At 72.3% G+C, this 15,695-nt stretch carries 13 protein-coding genes; 7 read left to right on the top strand and 6 right to left on the bottom strand.

What is annotated here, in order from left to right; all coding sequences use genetic code 11:
• Nucleotides 1-15: 15 nt before the first annotated feature.
• Nucleotides 16-438 carry a hypothetical protein gene (locus RF644_RS07985; RefSeq protein ID WP_368796132.1) on the bottom strand — a complete coding sequence of 141 codons (423 nt, stop codon included), beginning with the start codon at nt 436-438 and terminating at the stop codon, nt 16-18.
• A gap of 140 nt (nt 439-578) precedes the next feature.
• Nucleotides 579-1,211, bottom strand: coding sequence for a dihydrofolate reductase family protein (locus RF644_RS07980; RefSeq protein ID WP_368796131.1), 633 nt, complete (start codon nt 1,209-1,211; stop codon nt 579-581).
• Nucleotides 1,212-1,513: 302 nt separating this feature from the next.
• Here RF644_RS07980 and RF644_RS07975 point away from each other — a divergent pair, with 302 nt between their 5' ends.
• Nucleotides 1,514-3,022: an MFS transporter gene (locus tag RF644_RS07975; protein ID WP_368796130.1), complete on the top strand. Its 1,509-nt coding sequence runs from the start codon at nt 1,514-1,516 to the stop codon at nt 3,020-3,022.
• Between the two features lie 99 nt (nt 3,023-3,121).
• Here RF644_RS07975 and RF644_RS07970 read toward each other — a convergent pair whose 3' ends face one another.
• On the bottom strand, nt 3,122-4,102 hold the full coding sequence (locus tag RF644_RS07970; protein WP_368796129.1) for a patatin-like phospholipase family protein: 981 nt from the start codon (nt 4,100-4,102) through the stop codon (nt 3,122-3,124).
• Between the two features lie 497 nt (nt 4,103-4,599).
• Here RF644_RS07970 and RF644_RS07965 point away from each other — a divergent pair, with 497 nt between their 5' ends.
• Both RF644_RS07965 and katG read left to right on the top strand, forming a co-directional pair.
• Nucleotides 4,600-5,556, top strand: a complete 957-nt coding sequence (locus RF644_RS07965) for a M12 family metallopeptidase (RefSeq protein WP_133410343.1) — start codon at nt 4,600-4,602, stop codon at nt 5,554-5,556.
• 105 nt (nt 5,557-5,661) lie between these two features.
• The gene (katG, locus tag RF644_RS07960; protein WP_368796128.1) at nt 5,662-7,869 is read left to right on the top strand and encodes a catalase/peroxidase HPI; all 2,208 of its coding nucleotides are present in this window, start codon (nt 5,662-5,664) and stop codon (nt 7,867-7,869) included.
• On the opposite strand, the gene RF644_RS07955 is transcribed toward katG, so the two are convergent.
• Both RF644_RS07955 and RF644_RS07950 read right to left on the bottom strand, forming a co-directional pair.
• On the bottom strand, nt 7,838-9,340 hold the full coding sequence (locus RF644_RS07955) for an FAD-dependent monooxygenase (RefSeq protein WP_368796127.1): 1,503 nt from the start codon (nt 9,338-9,340) through the stop codon (nt 7,838-7,840). The two genes, katG and RF644_RS07955, sit on opposite strands and share 32 nt — an antisense overlap.
• A 132-nt stretch (nt 9,341-9,472) precedes the next feature.
• Nucleotides 9,473-10,237, bottom strand: a complete 765-nt coding sequence (locus RF644_RS07950) for an IclR family transcriptional regulator (protein ID WP_368796126.1) — start codon at nt 10,235-10,237, stop codon at nt 9,473-9,475.
• A gap of 104 nt (nt 10,238-10,341) precedes the next feature.
• Here RF644_RS07950 and RF644_RS07945 point away from each other — a divergent pair, with 104 nt between their 5' ends.
• From RF644_RS07945 to RF644_RS07930, 4 genes are all read left to right on the top strand, one after another.
• Entirely contained in the window at nt 10,342-11,652 is a 1,311-nt protein-coding gene (locus RF644_RS07945) for a flavin-dependent oxidoreductase (RefSeq protein ID WP_368796125.1), read from the top strand.
• 118 nt (nt 11,653-11,770) lie between these two features.
• Nucleotides 11,771-12,739, top strand: coding sequence for an ABC transporter substrate-binding protein (locus tag RF644_RS07940; RefSeq protein WP_368796124.1), 969 nt, complete (start codon nt 11,771-11,773; stop codon nt 12,737-12,739).
• 80 nt (nt 12,740-12,819) lie between these two features.
• Complete coding sequence (locus RF644_RS07935; protein ID WP_368796123.1) at nt 12,820-13,419, top strand: class I SAM-dependent methyltransferase; 600 nt, start codon at nt 12,820-12,822, stop codon at nt 13,417-13,419.
• A gap of 49 nt (nt 13,420-13,468) precedes the next feature.
• Nucleotides 13,469-14,932, top strand: coding sequence for a YdiU family protein (locus RF644_RS07930; protein WP_368796122.1), 1,464 nt, complete (start codon nt 13,469-13,471; stop codon nt 14,930-14,932).
• Nucleotides 14,933-14,947: 15 nt separating this feature from the next.
• Here the strand turns inward: RF644_RS07930 and RF644_RS07925 are convergent, their stop codons facing one another.
• Nucleotides 14,948-15,670, bottom strand: a complete 723-nt coding sequence (locus tag RF644_RS07925) for a hypothetical protein (RefSeq protein ID WP_368796121.1) — start codon at nt 15,668-15,670, stop codon at nt 14,948-14,950.
• Nucleotides 15,671-15,695 lie beyond the last annotated feature (25 nt).

Here is a 15,695-nt window from a genome sequence, read left to right as displayed (position 1 = left end):
CGTGAGGCCAGAACATCAGATCCGGTCGTCCAGGGCCATGGGCGGGGCAATGTGGACCGGAACCGGCGCCGGACCGCCGTCCGAGCTCTTGGTCTTGCCCTGACCGATGCTGCGAGTCACGGAGACCAGCTGGTAGGGCCTCTTGGCCCGGGGCCGCGTGTCACGCCGGAGCAGCGCCACCCATCCTTCGCCGGCAACGTCGATCTGCTTCAAGGGCCGGGTGAGGTAGCTGACAACCGTCGGCGGCGTGGTGGATCGATCGATGCGGACCCCGCCGACGAGACCGGTGTTGAAATCGCGGGTCCATGCGTTCTTCGCCGGCGTGGCCGAGGCAATGTGCTCTGCGAACTCCGGTGGCACCACAAAGGTCGCCATCCTGCCTTCCACACCCTGCAGCCGCAACGGCACCCGGTACCGCGGTGCCTCCAGCTCGTCCATCCCAGACCCTTCTTCGCGGGTTCGGACGGCCGCATTATAGCCGATCCCTCTGGATGTCTTCCGCCACGTGATCGACGCGGCGGCGGCACCGGTCACCCGGAGGTCCGGTTGCAGGTGAGAGGGATACGGAGATCAGGGCGTCACGGAGTCGTTTCCTGCGCCGGCTGGGAGACGTCCACGCCGGTGACCGGGTCGCCGGCCCGCTCGTAGACGAGCGAGACCGCTCCCTTCGGGAACGCCCGCGGCGGCTGCACCAGGGTGAAGGCGGCCGGGACGGTGCCGTCGCCGAAGACGCGCTTGCCCGAGCCCAGCACCAGCGGATAGAGGAGCAGGTTCAGCCGGTCGGCGAGGTCTTCCCTCAGCAGCGTCCGCACGAGGTCGCCGCTGCCGATGACGTGGATCTCGTCGAACCGGTCCTTGAGGGCTCGCACCTCGGCGGCGACCTCCGTCAGCACCGTGGTTCCCTCCCACGACGGGTCGGTCAGCGTGCGGGACACGACGAACTTCGGCACCGTGTTGAACTTCGCGGCGATCGGGTCGGCGTCGCCGTGGTCCGGCCAGTAGCCGGCGAAGATGTCGTAGGTCCGGCGACCGAGCAGCAGCGCGTCGATGCGCTCGATCCCGGCGCCGATCGTCGCGCCCGATTCGTCGTCGAAGTACGCCCCCTGCCAGCCGCCGAGATCGAAGCCGCCCGCACGGTCCTCGTCGGGCCCGCCCGGCGCCTGGTAGACGCCGTCGAGGGTGAGGAAGAGGTCGACCTGGATGATGCCCATGACGTGGTCCTCCGGTGTGCTCCGACGACATCCGTGGTGCCCAGTTTTTCGCCACGGGATCCGGGGGTCAACCCGTTGCCCCCGGATGACGGCGCGCCCACGCGCGAGCGGGAATCCTCGTGGGTCCTCAGCACGAAGCGCGGGCTCGTCGGCCTCGGAACGGCGGGTTGGTCCGGCGGGGGATCGTCCGGTGCGGCGTGCTCGGCCGGACCCGGGAGTGGAGGGTCCGGGCGGTCACGGCGGTGTTCTGCCGTCGGCTCCGAGCCGTTAGCCTGTCCGCGCCCGTCACTAGACTGAGCCGCATGAACGAGCAGGAACCGGGCCGGTCCCGGGCCGCCTCGGCACCCGCAGGCCGTGCGGCACTTCCCGCGGACGCGACCGCCACGTCCGCTCCGATCGATGCCGTCGACGGGCCGGGGCTGGTCGATCCCGAGGCCGTGGACACCTCGGTGCGCAGCCCGGCGCAGCGGTCCCGCACCTTCGCCGGGATCCTGGTGAACACCGCCCTCGCCAACATCACGACCAGCTACCTCTGGTTCGCCCTGACGTTCTGGGTGTATCTGGAGACGCGCAACGTCATCGCCACCGGGGTGGTCGGCGGCGCCTACATGCTGCTCATCGCGCTCTCCAGCATCAGCTTCGGCACCTTCGTGGACCGCTACCGCAAGCTCGCCGTGATGCGCTTCGCCGCAGCCTTCACCCTGGTGATGTTCGTGCTGGCGGGCATCCTGTTCCTCCTCGCCCCGGCGGCCTCGATGGCGGACCTGACCCGCCCGTGGATCTGGGTCTTCGCCCTGGTCGTCCTGATCGGGGCGGTGGTCGAGAACATGCGCAACATCGCCCTGTCCACCACGGTCACGATCCTCATCGAGCCGGACCGGCGCGCCAACGCCAACGGCCTGGTGGGCATGGTGCAGGGCCTGATGTTCATCGTGACCTCGGTGCTCTCCGGGCTGTCGGTCGGACTGCTGGGCATGGGCTGGACGGTCGTGGTCGCCGTGGCGCTCACGGCCGTGGCCTTCGCGCACCTGTTGACGCTGCGCATGCCCGAGGAGGTGCGTGCCGCGGCCACGGACGCCCACGGCAGCTTCGACCTGCGGGGGGCGTTCGCCGCCGTGCTGGCCGTGTCCGGGCTGTTCGCGCTGATCCTGTTCTCGACGTTCAACAACTTCATCGGCGGCGTCTACATGGCCCTGATGGACCCGTACGGTCTGGAGATGTTCCCCGTGGAGATCTGGGGCGCGGTCTTCGCACTCGGCGCCACCGGCTTCATCGTGGGCGGGGCGCTGATCGGCAAGTTCGGGCTGGGGTCCAATCCGCTGCGCACCATGTTGTTCGCGGTGATGGCGATGGGCGTGCTCGGCGCAGTGTTCACCGTGCGGGAGTGGGCCTGGCTGTACGTCCTGGGCATCTGGCTCTACATGGTGCTCTTCCCGTTCGTGGAGGCGGCGGAACAGACGGTCATCCAGCGGGTCGTGCCGCTGGAGCGGCAGGGCCGTGTCTTCGGCTTCGCCATGGCGTTCGAGTCCGCGGCGGCGCCGGTCACCGCGTTCCTCATCGCACCGATCGCCCAGTTCTGGATCATCCCGTACGCGCGGTCCGCGGAGGGCGGCGCCCAGCTGGCCCCGCTGCTCGGCGAGGGCACCTCGCGCGGCATCGCCCTGGTGTTCCTGGTGGCCGGCATCGTCATGGTCGCCGCCGCGCTGCTGGCCTTCCTGACCCCGGTCTACCGCCGGGTCTCGGCGTCGTACGCCCAGGTCGCGGCGGAGGACGCCGAGGACGGCGTCACTGCCTCCCCGTCCTCCGGATGAACGAGTCCCACGGCCGGCCCGGTGAGCCCGGGCTGCCGGCCGGCGGGCGCGACGGTGCCGGCACTCCGGCTCGACCGGATCGGCAGGCCTGCGCACGCCTCAGCGGTGGGCGGTGATGTAGGCGTCGAAGTCCCACGGCGGTCGGGTGGGCGAGCCGTCGAGGAACTTCTCGGCGGCCGCCCGGCCGCTGCGGTAGAGGAAGTCCCGGTCGTCGTCGGTGAGGTTGAAGTCGGTGGCACGGATGGTGCCGGTGTCGACGAAGATCGTGCGGGCCTGGGCGTCGGGGGACTCGATGTGCATCTGGTCGTAGAAGCCGGTCATGGTCTTGAGCATGGCACGGCTCATGCTCACCGGCCCCTTGATCGGGTAGCCCGTGCCCTGGACCGCATCCGGATGGGCAGAGAGCTTGATGCCCAGCGTGGGCCACCGCGGAACGGTGCCCGGCGGGGCGTCGAAGGCGGCGATCGGGAAGTTGGAGAGCATGCCGCCGTCGACCAGCCAGGCCTTCTTCCCGTCGGCGGTGTCCCAGCGGACGGGCCGGTAGAAGAACGGGATGGACATCGAGGCCCGGACCGCCTCGACCACGTGCTGGGCGCCCCGGTCACGGCCGAAGTCGTCGTAGTCCCAGGGCAGGTAGCGCAGCCGGCCCCTGCTGATGTCCGAGGCGGTGACCACCAGCCGGTAGGACCGCTCCGGGGCGGGGGGCCGTTCCTCGTCGGTGTAGGGCAGGTCGGCGAAGGTCCGCACCCCGTACTCGTCGAGCTGGGACTGCAACCAGGATCGGAGGTGCTCGCCGAGGTAGATGCCGTTGCGGGCGAGGATCCCGGCGGCCTTGCCCGCGGTGTAGCGCGTGAGGCGGGAGCCGTCGCGGAAGTCCGGGTACTGGACGGAGCCGATGATGTCCACCAGCTTGCTCGCCGGGGCGCCGGCGGCGACCAGGGCCCCGACGATTGCTCCGGCGGAGGTGCCGGCGACCCGTCTGAAGCGGTAGCCGTGCTCCTCGAGGATCTCGATGGCTCCCACCAGGGCGATGCCCTTGACGCCCCCGCCCTCCAGCACCAGGTCGGCATACCGTTCCATGCTGTCCACGCCCCTTCGGAAGGTTCGATCCCCGAGGTCAGTACAGCAAATGCCGTGCGGGCACGGAACGGCTGCCCGATATCGGGCCCCGTGTGACGGGAAAGAATTCGCCGGACAACAATCAGCGGTCGCGGAAATTCCCTTGTATTTCCGTCAGCACATCGAAACACGCTCTGACCAGGGCACGAACCCGTGCACCGGAATTCTTCATCTCGGCGTCACATGGTCACAGCCGCAGCACGGGAACGTCCGCCTGCTTTGACGTGCGACCCACCCGTGATTATGTCGATGCACATCACTCCGCCGGTATTCTCCGTACGCCGCAGGAAAGCGTTGGAGACCGGTTGCCGGGGGTCCTCCTGCCACCCCGAACGGGACGTGCGGGATTCGATATCGCACGACAGGTGCTTGTCCAGGAGCCGAGAACGATGAATTCCTCAGTTCGTCCCTACTGTGCTGCCAAGCCGCGCATCGTGCGTCCCCTCCCGGAGGGGCTGGTGGGCATCAGACAGCGCCTCGTCCGGGTGATGGCCCAGAAGTGGGTCAACGGGACAGTGCTCCGCTACGCGTTCCGGGAGGGCCCCGAGCCGCAGCGCCAGGCGGTGCGCAGCGCGTTCCGGGAGTGGAAGGACCTGGAGATCGGCCTCGGATTCCAGGAGGTGGACGAGCCGGGGGAGGCCGAGGTCCGGATCTCCTTCGACCAGGCCGACGGGTCGTGGTCCTATCTGGGCAGGGACGTCCTGACGATCGGCACCCAGGACGCGACCATGAACTTCGGCTGGGACCTGACCGACGAGTACGGGCGCACCACGGCGCTGCACGAGATCGGCCACACGATGGGCCTGCCCCACGAGCACCAGAACCCGTTCGCCGGGATCGTCTGGGACGAGGCGAAGGTCTACGCGTTCTTCGCCGGGGCACCGAACCACTGGTCCCCGGAGACCACGCACCACAACGTCCTGCGCAAACTGGGCCAGGACGAGGTGGAGGGCTCGACCTGGGACCCCGACTCGGTGATGCAGTACTCCTTCCCCGGAGGCCTCATCAAGGAGCCCGCCCGCTACCAGCCGGGCATCAGCCCTCCGGGCGGCCTGTCGGCCAAGGACCAGGACTGGGTGCGGAAGTTCTACCCGGTCCTGCCGGACGTGCTCCCGACGCTCGAGCCGTTCCGGTCCACGCCCCTGACCCTGGTCCCGGGGCAGCAGGCGGACTTCGAGATCACCCCTGACCTGTCGCGGAAGCACCAGATCGCCACCTTCGGGACGGCGGACACCACCCTGGTGCTCTTCGAGGAGGTCGACGGAGAGCTGCGCTTCCTCGCCGGCGACGACGACAGCGGGGAGGACCGCAACTCCACCCTGTCGGCGAAGCTCTTCCGGGGGAGGCGGTACGTCGTCCGCGTCAGGCTCGCATGGGCAGGACAGTCCGGGGACACCGCCATCATGTGCTGGTAGCCGGGGCGGGACCGGCTCGGTTCCCTGAGCGACGCCCCTTGGCCCAGCACCCCACCCGGCCACCGCCGGCCCCGGACCGGTACCGCCATCCTGGAAGGAAGACCCATGTCCCAGACGCCTGATGCTCCCGTGCACGGCAGCGAGAGCGAAAACCCGGCGATCGACGCGCCCACCCCCAAGACCGGTCAGCCGCGGACGGTCCAGGACTGGTGGCCCAACCAGCTGGACCTGAACGTCCTGCGGAAGCACTCGACCACGACCGACCCGCTGGGCCCCGACTTCGACTACGCGAAGGAGTTCGCCACGCTCGACGTCGAGGAGCTCAAGCGCGACCTCGTCGAGCTCATGACCACCTCGCAGGACTGGTGGCCCGCCGACTTCGGACACTACGGAGGGCTGTTCATCCGGATGAGCTGGCACTCGGCCGGCACCTACCGGATCGCGGACGGCCGCGGGGGAGCCGGGGAGGGCGCCCAGCGGTTCGCCCCGCTCAACAGCTGGCCGGACAACGCCAACCTGGACAAGGCCCGGCGCCTGCTGTGGCCGGTCAAGCAGAAGTACGGCCGGAAGATCTCGTGGGCCGACCTGCTGGTGCTCGCCGGGAACGTGGCGCTCGAGTCGATGGGCTTCCGGACGTTCGGCTTCGGCTTCGGGCGCGAGGACGTGTGGGAGCCCGAGGAGATGTTCTGGGGCCCGGAGGACACCTGGCTCGGCGACGAGCGCTACGCCGGCGACCGCGAACTCTCGGGCCCGCTGGCCGCGGTCCAGATGGGGCTGATCTACGTCAACCCCGAGGGCCCCGGTGGCAACCCCGACCCGATCGCGTCCGCCCGGGACATCCGCGACACGTTCGGCCGCATGGCGATGAACGACGAGGAGACGGTCGCGCTCATCGCCGGCGGGCACTCCTTCGGGAAGACCCACGGGGCCGGGCCCGCCGACCATGTGGGCCCCGAGCCCGAGGCGTGCCCGGTCACGGGTCAGGGCCTGGGCTGGAGGAGCAGCTACGGGACGGGCAAGGGCCCGGACACGATCACCAGCGGTCTGGAGGTGACCTGGACCAGCACCCCGACCCAGTGGGGCAACGGCTTCTTCGGCAACCTGTTCGGCCACGAGTGGGAGCTGACCGAGAGCCCGGCGGGGGCCCACCAGTGGGTCGCCAAGGACGCGACCGAGACCGTCCCGGACGCCTTCGACCCGGGGCGGAAGCACCGGCCGACGATGCTGACGACCGACCTCGCGCTCCGGGCGGACCCGGTGTACGAGAAGATCTCGCGGCGGTTCCACGAGCACCCGGACGAGTTCGCCGAGGCGTTCGCCAAGGCCTGGTACAAGCTGCTGCACCGCGACATGGGCCCGGTCACGCGCTTCCTGGGGCCGTGGGTCCCGGAGCCGCAGCTGTGGCAGGACCCGGTCCCGGCGGTCGACCACGAACTGGTCGGGGACGACGACGTCGCCGCCCTGAAGGAGACCCTCCTCGGCTCGGGGCTGACCGTGGCGCAGCTAGCCTCCACCGCGTGGGCCTCCGCGGCGAGCTTCCGGGGCACCGACAACCGGGGAGGGGCCAACGGCGCCCGCATCCGGCTCGAGCCGCAGCGCGGCTGGGAGGTGAACGAGCCGGAGCGGCTGGCCGAGGTGCTGCGCGTCCTCGAGCAGGTCCGGGAGGACTTCAACGGCGGTCGGTCCGACGGCACGAGGATCTCGCTGGCCGACCTGATCGTGCTCGGCGGCTGCGCGGCCGTCGAGCGCGCGGCCCGGAACGCCGGTCACCCGGTCCAGGTCCCGTTCCGGCCCGGGCGCACGGACGCCGCGCAGGAGCAGACCGACGTCGAGTCCTTCGCGGTGCTCGAGCCGCAGGCCGACGGCTTCCGGAACTTCGTGCAGTCCCACGTGCGGCTCTCGCCCGAGACGCTGCTGCTCGACCGCGCGTACATGCTCAACCTCACCGCCCCCGAGATGACGGTCCTGGTCGGCGGCATGCGGAGCCTGGGGACGAACCACGGGCAGTCGGAGCACGGTGTCCTCACCGACCGGAAGGAGGCGCTGACCAACGACTTCTTCGTCAATCTCCTCGCCGCCGGGACGCAGTGGAGGGCGTCCGAGGATGCGGAGGAGGTCTTCGAGATCCGTGATCTCGCCACGGACGAGCTCAGGTGGACGGCCACCGCTGCCGATCTGGTCTTCGGCTCGCACTCCCAGCTGCGGGCGATCTCGGAGGTCTACGCGAGCGACGACGCGCAGGAGAAGTTCGTGCGCGACTTCGTCGCCGCGTGGGTCAAGGTCATGGAGCTCGACCGGTTCGATCTGCGCTGACGGCACGGGGCTCCGCCGGCGGACCGTACCAGGTGGTGAGTGCGGCCTCGAGCCCGGACGTGTCGCCCTCGCCCACCCAGGCCACGTGCCCGTCCGGCCGGACGAGCACCGCGGTGGGCGGGGTGACCGGCCCGAGCACCGGGAGCTCCCAGCGGCCGTGGTGCGCGGCGGTGACCAGTCGCACGCGGTCCGCCCAGGGCCCGATGTCGACACCGCCGGGCGTGCCGAGCTCGAGCAGCACCGGCCGCGCCTCGTGCAGGAGGGCGAAGACCCGCGCCGGGCCGCCGGCCGTGCGGAGGTCGAGATCCGGCATGCGCCGCCCGAGCAGCGGGTGTCCCGCGCCGAGGTCGTAGTGGATGTCCAGGCCGGACATCGTCGCCGCGTACCGCCGGCGCGGCTCGTCCATGGCCAGGAGCTCGGCGACCGTCTCGCCCACGGCCCGGACGCGGTCGTCGGGGCGGCGCAGCGCGACCTGCGCCATGGTGAGGCGCAGCACGCGGGCGGCCACCGGGTGGCGTTCGGCGTGGTAGCTGTCCAGGAGGTCCTCCGGTGAGGTCCCTCCGACGACCTGGGCCAGCTTCCAGCCCAGGTTCACCGCGTCCTGCACCCCGGTGTTGAGGCCCTGCCCACCGTCCGGGGCGTGCACGTGCGCGGCGTCGCCGGCCAGCAGGACGCGCCCGCTCCGGTAGGACGCCGCCTGCCGGGTCGTGTCGGTGAACCGCGTGATCCAGGTGGGGCTGTGCACCCCGTAGTCCGTCCCGTACACCGCCACGAGCGCCGCGCGGAGATCGCGCAGGGTGGGCTCACGGCCGGGCCCCACGTGGCGCTCGGTCACCATGACCCCCGCCGGTCCTCCGTCCTGGGGCCGGCGGAAGGCGTGCTTGCCGACGGCGTCCTGGTGGATGCCCCACTCCGGCTCCTCGGCCAGCTCCACCTCGGCGAGCAGACTGCTCGTCGTCGGGTCCCACCCGGGGAACCCGATGCCCGCCGCCTTCCGGATCCGGCTCCGCCCTCCGTCGCACCCGACGACGTACTGCGCCCGCAGCGGCCGGCCGTCGGCCGGCTCGACGTCGACGCCCGTGCCGTCCTGGGCCACACCCGTCACCTCGTGCCCGTAGCGGACCGGCACCCCCAGCTCGCCGATCCAGCCGGCCAGGAGCCGCTCGATGTGGTTCTGCCACAGCGCGAGGCCGTAGGGGTGACGGGTGGGGAAGTCGCTGATGTCCAGCGGGGTGCCGGCGAACCCGGCGACCTGGGCGATCGTGCCCTCGGCGAGGAACCGGTCGGCGACGCCGCGCTGGTCGAGGACCTCGATGGTCCGCGCGTGCAGCCCGCCGGCGCGCGAGCCGACGAGCACCTGACCGGTCCTCCGCTCGAGGACGACGACGTCGACCCCCGCCAGCGCCAGCTCTGCCGCCAGCATCAGACCCGTCGGCCCGCCGCCGACGACCACCACCTCGTGCTCGTCCATCTGCTGCCCCTCCGTCCGCAGGTGCCGCTCCCGGCCCGAGCATTCTGCGGCGCGACCCGGGTCTTGCCGCAAGCCCCCCGGCGCGCTGTAGCCTGAAAACGGAGGGAAGAGGGCGGGCCCGGTCACCGCCGGTCAGAGCTGTCCGCTGATCTGTCCCGCAGTCTCCTGCAGCGCGCGCACGTGGCGCCGCAGACCCGAGAGGCCGCCCCGGTCGGCCGGGACGCTCACGGCCAGCGCCGCCAGGGCCCTGCCCGCGGCGTCGGTGACGGGCACGGCCGCCGCGTGCAGGCCGTCGAGGCTCTCGCCGAGATTGAGCGCGTAGCCGGACCGCCGGATGTCCGCCAGCTCCTCGCGCAGGATCCGAGGGCTCGTGGTGGTGCGCCCGGTCATGCGGGGGAGGCCGGCCTCGAGCAGGGCCTGAGCCGCCGCCGGGTCCGCCGCGGCCAGGAGGACCTTGCCACCGGCCGTGGCGTGCACCGGGAGCAGGGCGCCGGTCCGTCCGCTGACCCGCACGGGACGGTCGCACTCCACGCTGTCGACGAACCGCACGCTCGGCCCCTCGAGGACCATGAGGTTCACGGTCTCCTCGAGGGCGGCGCAGAGCGTCTCCAGGAGCGGGTGCGCGACCTGGCGCAGCTCCGGGATGCCGGCGGAGGAGAGCGCGAACTCGAGCAGCTGCGGACCCAGCCGGTAGGCGCGGGAGTTGCGCTCCTGCTGGACGAAGCCCTCGTGGGCCAGGGTCATGAGGAGCCGGTGGGCCGTGGAGCGGGCCACGCCCAGCTCCGCGGCGGCGTCCGTGACCCGGAGGGAGTCGCGGTCGCGGAGCATCAGCAGCAGCCGCAGGGCGTTCGAGACGGACTCGATGGCGTACGGCGGCAGCTCCGGTTTGTTCTGCATGGAAGAAAGACTGATGGAACGATCCTTCTCTGCGCAACACCTGCCTAGCGTTGCTCCCCAGGGCACCGGGCGGCGGCGCCCGGTGCGGGCAGGGAGAGCAGGACATGACACGAGCGGAGCAGAGCCCGGCGGCCACCGGGCCAGGGCAGGGCCCGGCACCCCGGGTGACGGTCATCGGCGCCGGTGTCGGGGGCCTGGTCCTGGCCCTCGAGCTGCACCGGGTGGGCATCCCGTGCCGCGTCTACGAAGCCGCCCCGGAACTCCGGCCGCTCGGTGTGGGGATCAACCTGCTCCCGCACGCCACGGCCGTGCTCGGCCGCCTCGGCCTCGAGCCCGCGCTCGCGGCCGTCGGGGTGACCACCCGGGAGGCGGTCTTCTACAACCGGTTCGGGCAGTTCATCCACGCCGAGCCGGCGGGGCGTCACGCCGGGTACGACAGCCCTCAGTTCTCGATCCACCGCGGCGACCTGCAGCAGGTGCTCCTCGACGCCGTGCGCGAGCGCCTGGGCGAGGACGCGGTGGTCACCGACCACCGGTGCGAGTCCGTGGACCAGGACGGCGCCGACGCCGTCGCCCGCTTCACCCGGACCAGCGACGGCGCCGAGCTGCCCGACGTCCGCGCGGACGTCGTCGTCGCCTGTGACGGCGTCCACTCCGCGGTGCGCCGGCAGTTCTACCCGGACGAGGGCGAGCCGCGGTACTCCGGGGTCACCATGTGGCGCGGCACGACCGTGGCGCCGCCCTTCCTGACAGGCGCGAGCATGGCGCGCATCGGCTGGCTCGCCAGCGGCAAGATGGTGGTCTACCCCATCCGCGACGTCGACGACGACGGCAACCAGCTCGTCAACTGGGTCGCCGAGCTCGAGGCCCCGCAGCGGGCCCGCCGCGACTGGACGCGGGAGGGCCGACTGGAGGACTTCCTGGGCGTCTTCCAGGACTGGACGTTCGACTGGCTGGACGTCCCCGCGCTCATCACGGGCGCCGAGACCGTGCTCGAGTACCCGATGGTGGACCAGGACCCGCTCCCGCGCTGGACCTTCGGCCGGGTGACCCTGCTCGGCGACGCGGCCCACCCCATGGTGCCGCGCGGGTCCAACGGCGCCGGCCAGGCCGTCCTCGACGCGCACCGGCTCGCCGAGCTGCTGGCCGCCGGCACCGGCCCGCTGCAGGCGCTCGCCGACTACGAGGCCGAGCGGCTGCCCCGGACGTCGGCCGTGGTCCTGGCCAACCGGACGTCCCCGCCGGACACCATCATCCGCGAGGTGTGGGAGCGCACCGGGGACCGGCCCTTCGACCGGATCGAGGACGTCATCAGCGCGGAGGAGATCGCCGCGATCTCCCGGCGGTACCAGCAGGTCGCCGGCTACAGCCTCGACGAGCTCCGGGCCGCGGACGGCCCGGACCGGACCGGCTGAGCGCCCCGTGCGCCTCGGACACCGGGCACGTCACCACCGCGATGCACCGCGATGCACCACACGACCTCATGACCTCACGACCTCACGACCACACGACCACACGACGAAGGAGTCCACGATGAAGCGCATGCCACTCGTCAGCGCGGCCGCCGCAGCCCTGCTGCTGGCCGGATGCGGGGCCGGGGCCGAGTCCCCGGAGGCCGAGGGGCTGGATCCTGCCGCACCCGTCGCCGTCAACGTCGCCGAGACCGCCGGCGTCCCCTCCGCATACCTGAACTACGGCGTGCAGCAGGGCTTCTTCGAGGAGGAGGGCCTCGACGTCACCGTCGACGTCAGCGCCGGCGGGGCGGCGGCCGTGCCCGGACTGATGAGCGGCGGGCTGCAGCTGGCCGGCTCCAACACGGTCAGCGCCCTGCTGGCCGTGGAGAAGGGCCTGCCCATCACCATGGTGGCTCCGGGCACCTTCGGCTCCGAGACCGAGGGGGAGGACTTCTCGGCCGTGCTCGTCGCGGAGAACAGCGACATCCGCGAACCGGCGGACCTGGCCGGCAGCACCATCGCGGTCAACACCCTCGAGAACATCGGCGACGTCACCATCTCCGCCGCGCTGGAGGAGCACGGGGTGGATCCGGCCGGCGTCGAGTTCGTGGAGATCGGCTTCCCCGACATGATCCCCGCTCTCGAGCGGGGACAGATCGACGCGGCGTGGGAGATCGAGCCGTTCGTCACCATCGGCGCGGAGTCCGGGGCCCGGCCCGTCCTGTGGCCGTACGTGGAGGCCCGCCCCGGCCTGATGGTCGGGTCCTACCTGGCCACCCAGGAGTACCGCGAGCAGAACCCCGAGGTCATCGAGGCCTTCCGGAACGGACTGGAGGCCACGGCCGCGTCCGTGGCGGAGGACCCGGACGCGTTCCGCGCCGCGCTGCCCGACCTGGCCCGTGTGACGCCCGAGGTCGCCGGGTCCATGACCCTCCCGCAGTGGAAGTCCGAGATCGACGTCGAGTCCCTGGAGTTCATCGAGGAGCAGATGCGGGAGCACGGACTCATCAGCGAACCGGTCGACGTCGAGGCCGTCGTCGCGGACTGAACGAGCCGGCGCGCAGCGCAGCGCCGTCGCACGGGCACCCGACCGGCGGGCGGTACCCTGGCCGTGTGGTCGAGCAGAGCATGTGGATGCAGAAGGTGCGCGCGGACCCCGGGCACTCGTCGTGGTACGTCGAACGGTTCCGGGCCATGGCGGCCGCCGGTGAGGACGTCGTGGGGGAGGCGCGGCTGGTCGAGGCCATGGTCCCGCCCGGCTCCCGGATCCTCGACGCCGGGTGCGGTCCCGGCCGGCTGGGCGGCCACCTGCACCGCCGCGGGCACACCGTCGTCGGGGTCGACGTCGACCCCGCGCTGGTCTCCGCCGCCCGGGAGGACCACCCGGGTCCCCGGTGGCTCGTGGGGGACCTGGCCGAGCTGGACCTGCCCGCCCGGGGCGTCCCGGAGCCCTTCGACGCCGTGGTGTGCGCCGGCAACGTGATGGCCTTCCTGGCCCCCAGCACGCGCCTCGAGGTGCTGCGCCGCTTCCGCCTCCACCTGGCCGCCGACGGCCGGGTGGCCGTGGGCTTCGGCGCCGGCCGCGGCTACCCGTTCGCGGAGTTCCTGCAGGACGCCGAGCGGGCCGGGCTCGTGCCCGATGTGCTGCTCTCCACCTGGGACCTGCGCCCGTTCCGGGAGGACAGCGACTTCCTGGTGGCCGTGCTGCGGACCGCCGAGCACTCCTGATCCCGCCGACCCCTCGGCGGCGACGGGTCCGCGGGGTACCGTGGACGGTGTGAGCACCGCAGCCCTGTCCACCGTCACCTTCGAGAGCCGCTTCGCCCAGGAGCTGGGGGAGCTGTCCGTGCCCTGGCGGGCCGACGACGTCGCCGAGCCCCGGCTGCTGGTGCTCAACGAGCCCCTGGCCGCCGACCTGGGACTGGACCCGGAGTGGCTCAGCGGCCCGGAGGGCGCACGCCTGCTGGTCGGCAACCTCGTGCCGCCCGGGGCGACACCGGTGGCGCAGGCCTACTCCGGGCACCAGTTCGGCGCGTTCTCCCCGCGCCTCGGCGACGGGCGCGCCCTGCTGCTGGGCGAGATCGTGGACGCCGGCGGCCGCCGGCGGGACCTGCACCTCAAGGGCTCCGGGCGGACGCCCTTCGCGCGCGGCGGCGACGGTCTCGCGGCGATCGGGCCCATGCTGCGCGAGTACATCGTCAGCGAGGCGATGCACGCCCTGGGCGTCCCCACCACCCGGTCCCTCGCCGTGGTGGCCACCGGACGGCAGGTGCGCCGCGAGACCCTGCTGCCGGGGGCCGTGCTCGCCCGGGTGGCGAGCAGCCACCTGCGCGTGGGCACCTTCCAGTACGCCCGCGCCACGGACGACCCCGACCTCCTGCGCCGGCTCGCCGACCACGCCATCAGCCGCCACCACCCCGGCGCCGCCGGCGCCGAGCACCCGTACCTCGCCCTGTTCGAGGCGGTCGTCGCCGCCCAGGCCTCGCTCGTGGCCCGGTGGATGCTGCTGGGGTTCGTGCACGGGGTGATGAACACCGACAACACGACCATCTCGGGGGAGACCATCGACTACGGGCCGTGCGCGTTCCTGGACGCCTTCGACCCGGCCGCGGTGTACAGCTCGATCGACCACGGCGGGCGCTACTCCTACCGGAACCAGCCGGTCGCCGCGCAGTGGAACCTCGCCCGGCTCGCCGAGGCCATGCTGCCGCTGCTGGACGAGGACCAGGACCGGGCGGTGTCCCTGGCGGAGGGGGCGCTCGGGGCGTTCGCGCCGCAGTACAGCGCGGCCTGGTCCGCGGGGATCCGCTCGAAGCTCGGCCTGCCCGAGGACCTCGACGACGAGGTCGCCTCGTTCCTGGTCGACGACCTGCTCGTGCTGCTCCAGCAGAACCGCGTCGACTGGACCTCGTTCTTCCGCGCCCTGGCCGGGACCGCCCGCAGCGGCGCGACCGCCGCGCGCGACCTGGTCCTCGACCTGCCGGCCTTCGACGCCTGGGCCGAGCGCTGGCTCGCCGTGGGGCCGGACCCCGAGGCGATGGACCGCGTCAATCCCGTGCACATCCCCCGCAACCACCTCGTGGAGGAGGCCCTCGCCGCCGCCGTGGACGGCGACCTCGACCCGCTGGGACGGCTCCTGGAGGCGGTGACCACCCCCTACGAGGAGCGTCCGGGTCTGGAGCGCTACGCCGCCGGTCCCCCGGAGGACTTCGGCGCCTACACGACCTACTGCGGGACCTGAGGCGCCGGCCCGAGGTCAGCCGCCGATGTACTCCCCGGTCACGCTGTCCACGGTGCCGTTCTCGATGCCCGTGCACTGGGCGGCCCCGGCCTCCGTCACCGGGTCGTAGTTGATGCAGAAGGCGTCGTAGTAGGGCACCCCGCTCCGCCACGCGGCCAGTGCCTCCTCGTAGCTGAACTTCGCCGGGAAGGGCACGGCCCCGACGTCCGTGCTGACCTGCACCTGGCAGGTCCCGGGGCCGCCCGGGGCGAAGGCGAGGAGCTGCCCGACGGTGTCGACGACGTCGATCCGGTCCTGGCCGGTGCTCATCGCTGACTGGTAGGCCCGGCAGATCTCGACGGCCACGGCGCGGTCGTTCGTGTCCGCGGTGAGCCGGTGCACGAGACCGCCGCCCGGGGCCGCCTGCTGCTCGATCCCGGACACGGTCCCGGCGTAGGGCTGTCCTTCGGGCGTCGTGGAGAAAGCGGACCACGCGTCGGCGGGCACGGGCTCCGCGGGCGCGGCCCCGGGCTGCGCCGGCGACTCCGCGGCCGGCTCCTCGTCGGCGTCGTCGGGCTGCTCCGCGGGCTCCGCGGACTCGGGGGTCGGCTCCGGCGTCGGCTCCGGGGCCGTGCCCGAGGGGGAGGGCGAGGTCCGGGCGGCGGGGGTGTCCTCCTGGACCTGGGGGTCGCCGGCGCAGCCGGCCAGGGCGAGACCGGACGCGAGGAACAGACTGGTGACGACGGCCTTCGTGCTCATGGGGTGCCTCTGCTTCGCTGGGGGG

This window comes from Kocuria sp. CPCC 205258 (assembly GCF_040981005.1).
GTDB classification, from domain to species: domain Bacteria; phylum Actinomycetota; class Actinomycetes; order Actinomycetales; family Micrococcaceae; genus Kocuria; species Kocuria rosea.
The sequence above is the reverse complement of the archived record's forward strand: the minus strand, read 5'-3'. Positions and strand labels throughout refer to the sequence as shown.

Coding starts and splice junctions, on each gene's coding strand:
- RF644_RS07940 (WP_368796124.1), top strand. CDS start 11,771: ATGAAGCGCATGCCACTCGTCAGCGCGGCCGCCGCAGCCCTGCTGCTG.
- RF644_RS07925 (WP_368796121.1), bottom strand. CDS start 15,670: ATGAGCACGAAGGCCGTCGTCACCAGTCTGTTCCTCGCGTCCGGTCTC.
- RF644_RS07975 (WP_368796130.1), top strand. CDS start 1,514: ATGAACGAGCAGGAACCGGGCCGGTCCCGGGCCGCCTCGGCACCCGCA.
- RF644_RS07980 (WP_368796131.1), bottom strand. CDS start 1,211: ATGGGCATCATCCAGGTCGACCTCTTCCTCACCCTCGACGGCGTCTAC.
- RF644_RS07955 (WP_368796127.1), bottom strand. CDS start 9,340: ATGGACGAGCACGAGGTGGTGGTCGTCGGCGGCGGGCCGACGGGTCTG.
- RF644_RS07945 (WP_368796125.1), top strand. CDS start 10,342: ATGACACGAGCGGAGCAGAGCCCGGCGGCCACCGGGCCAGGGCAGGGC.
- RF644_RS07935 (WP_368796123.1), top strand. CDS start 12,820: ATGTGGATGCAGAAGGTGCGCGCGGACCCCGGGCACTCGTCGTGGTAC.
- RF644_RS07985 (WP_368796132.1), bottom strand. CDS start 438: ATGGACGAGCTGGAGGCACCGCGGTACCGGGTGCCGTTGCGGCTGCAG.
- RF644_RS07950 (WP_368796126.1), bottom strand. CDS start 10,237: ATGCAGAACAAACCGGAGCTGCCGCCGTACGCCATCGAGTCCGTCTCG.
- RF644_RS07970 (WP_368796129.1), bottom strand. CDS start 4,102: ATGGAACGGTATGCCGACCTGGTGCTGGAGGGCGGGGGCGTCAAGGGC.
- katG (WP_368796128.1), top strand. CDS start 5,662: ATGTCCCAGACGCCTGATGCTCCCGTGCACGGCAGCGAGAGCGAAAAC.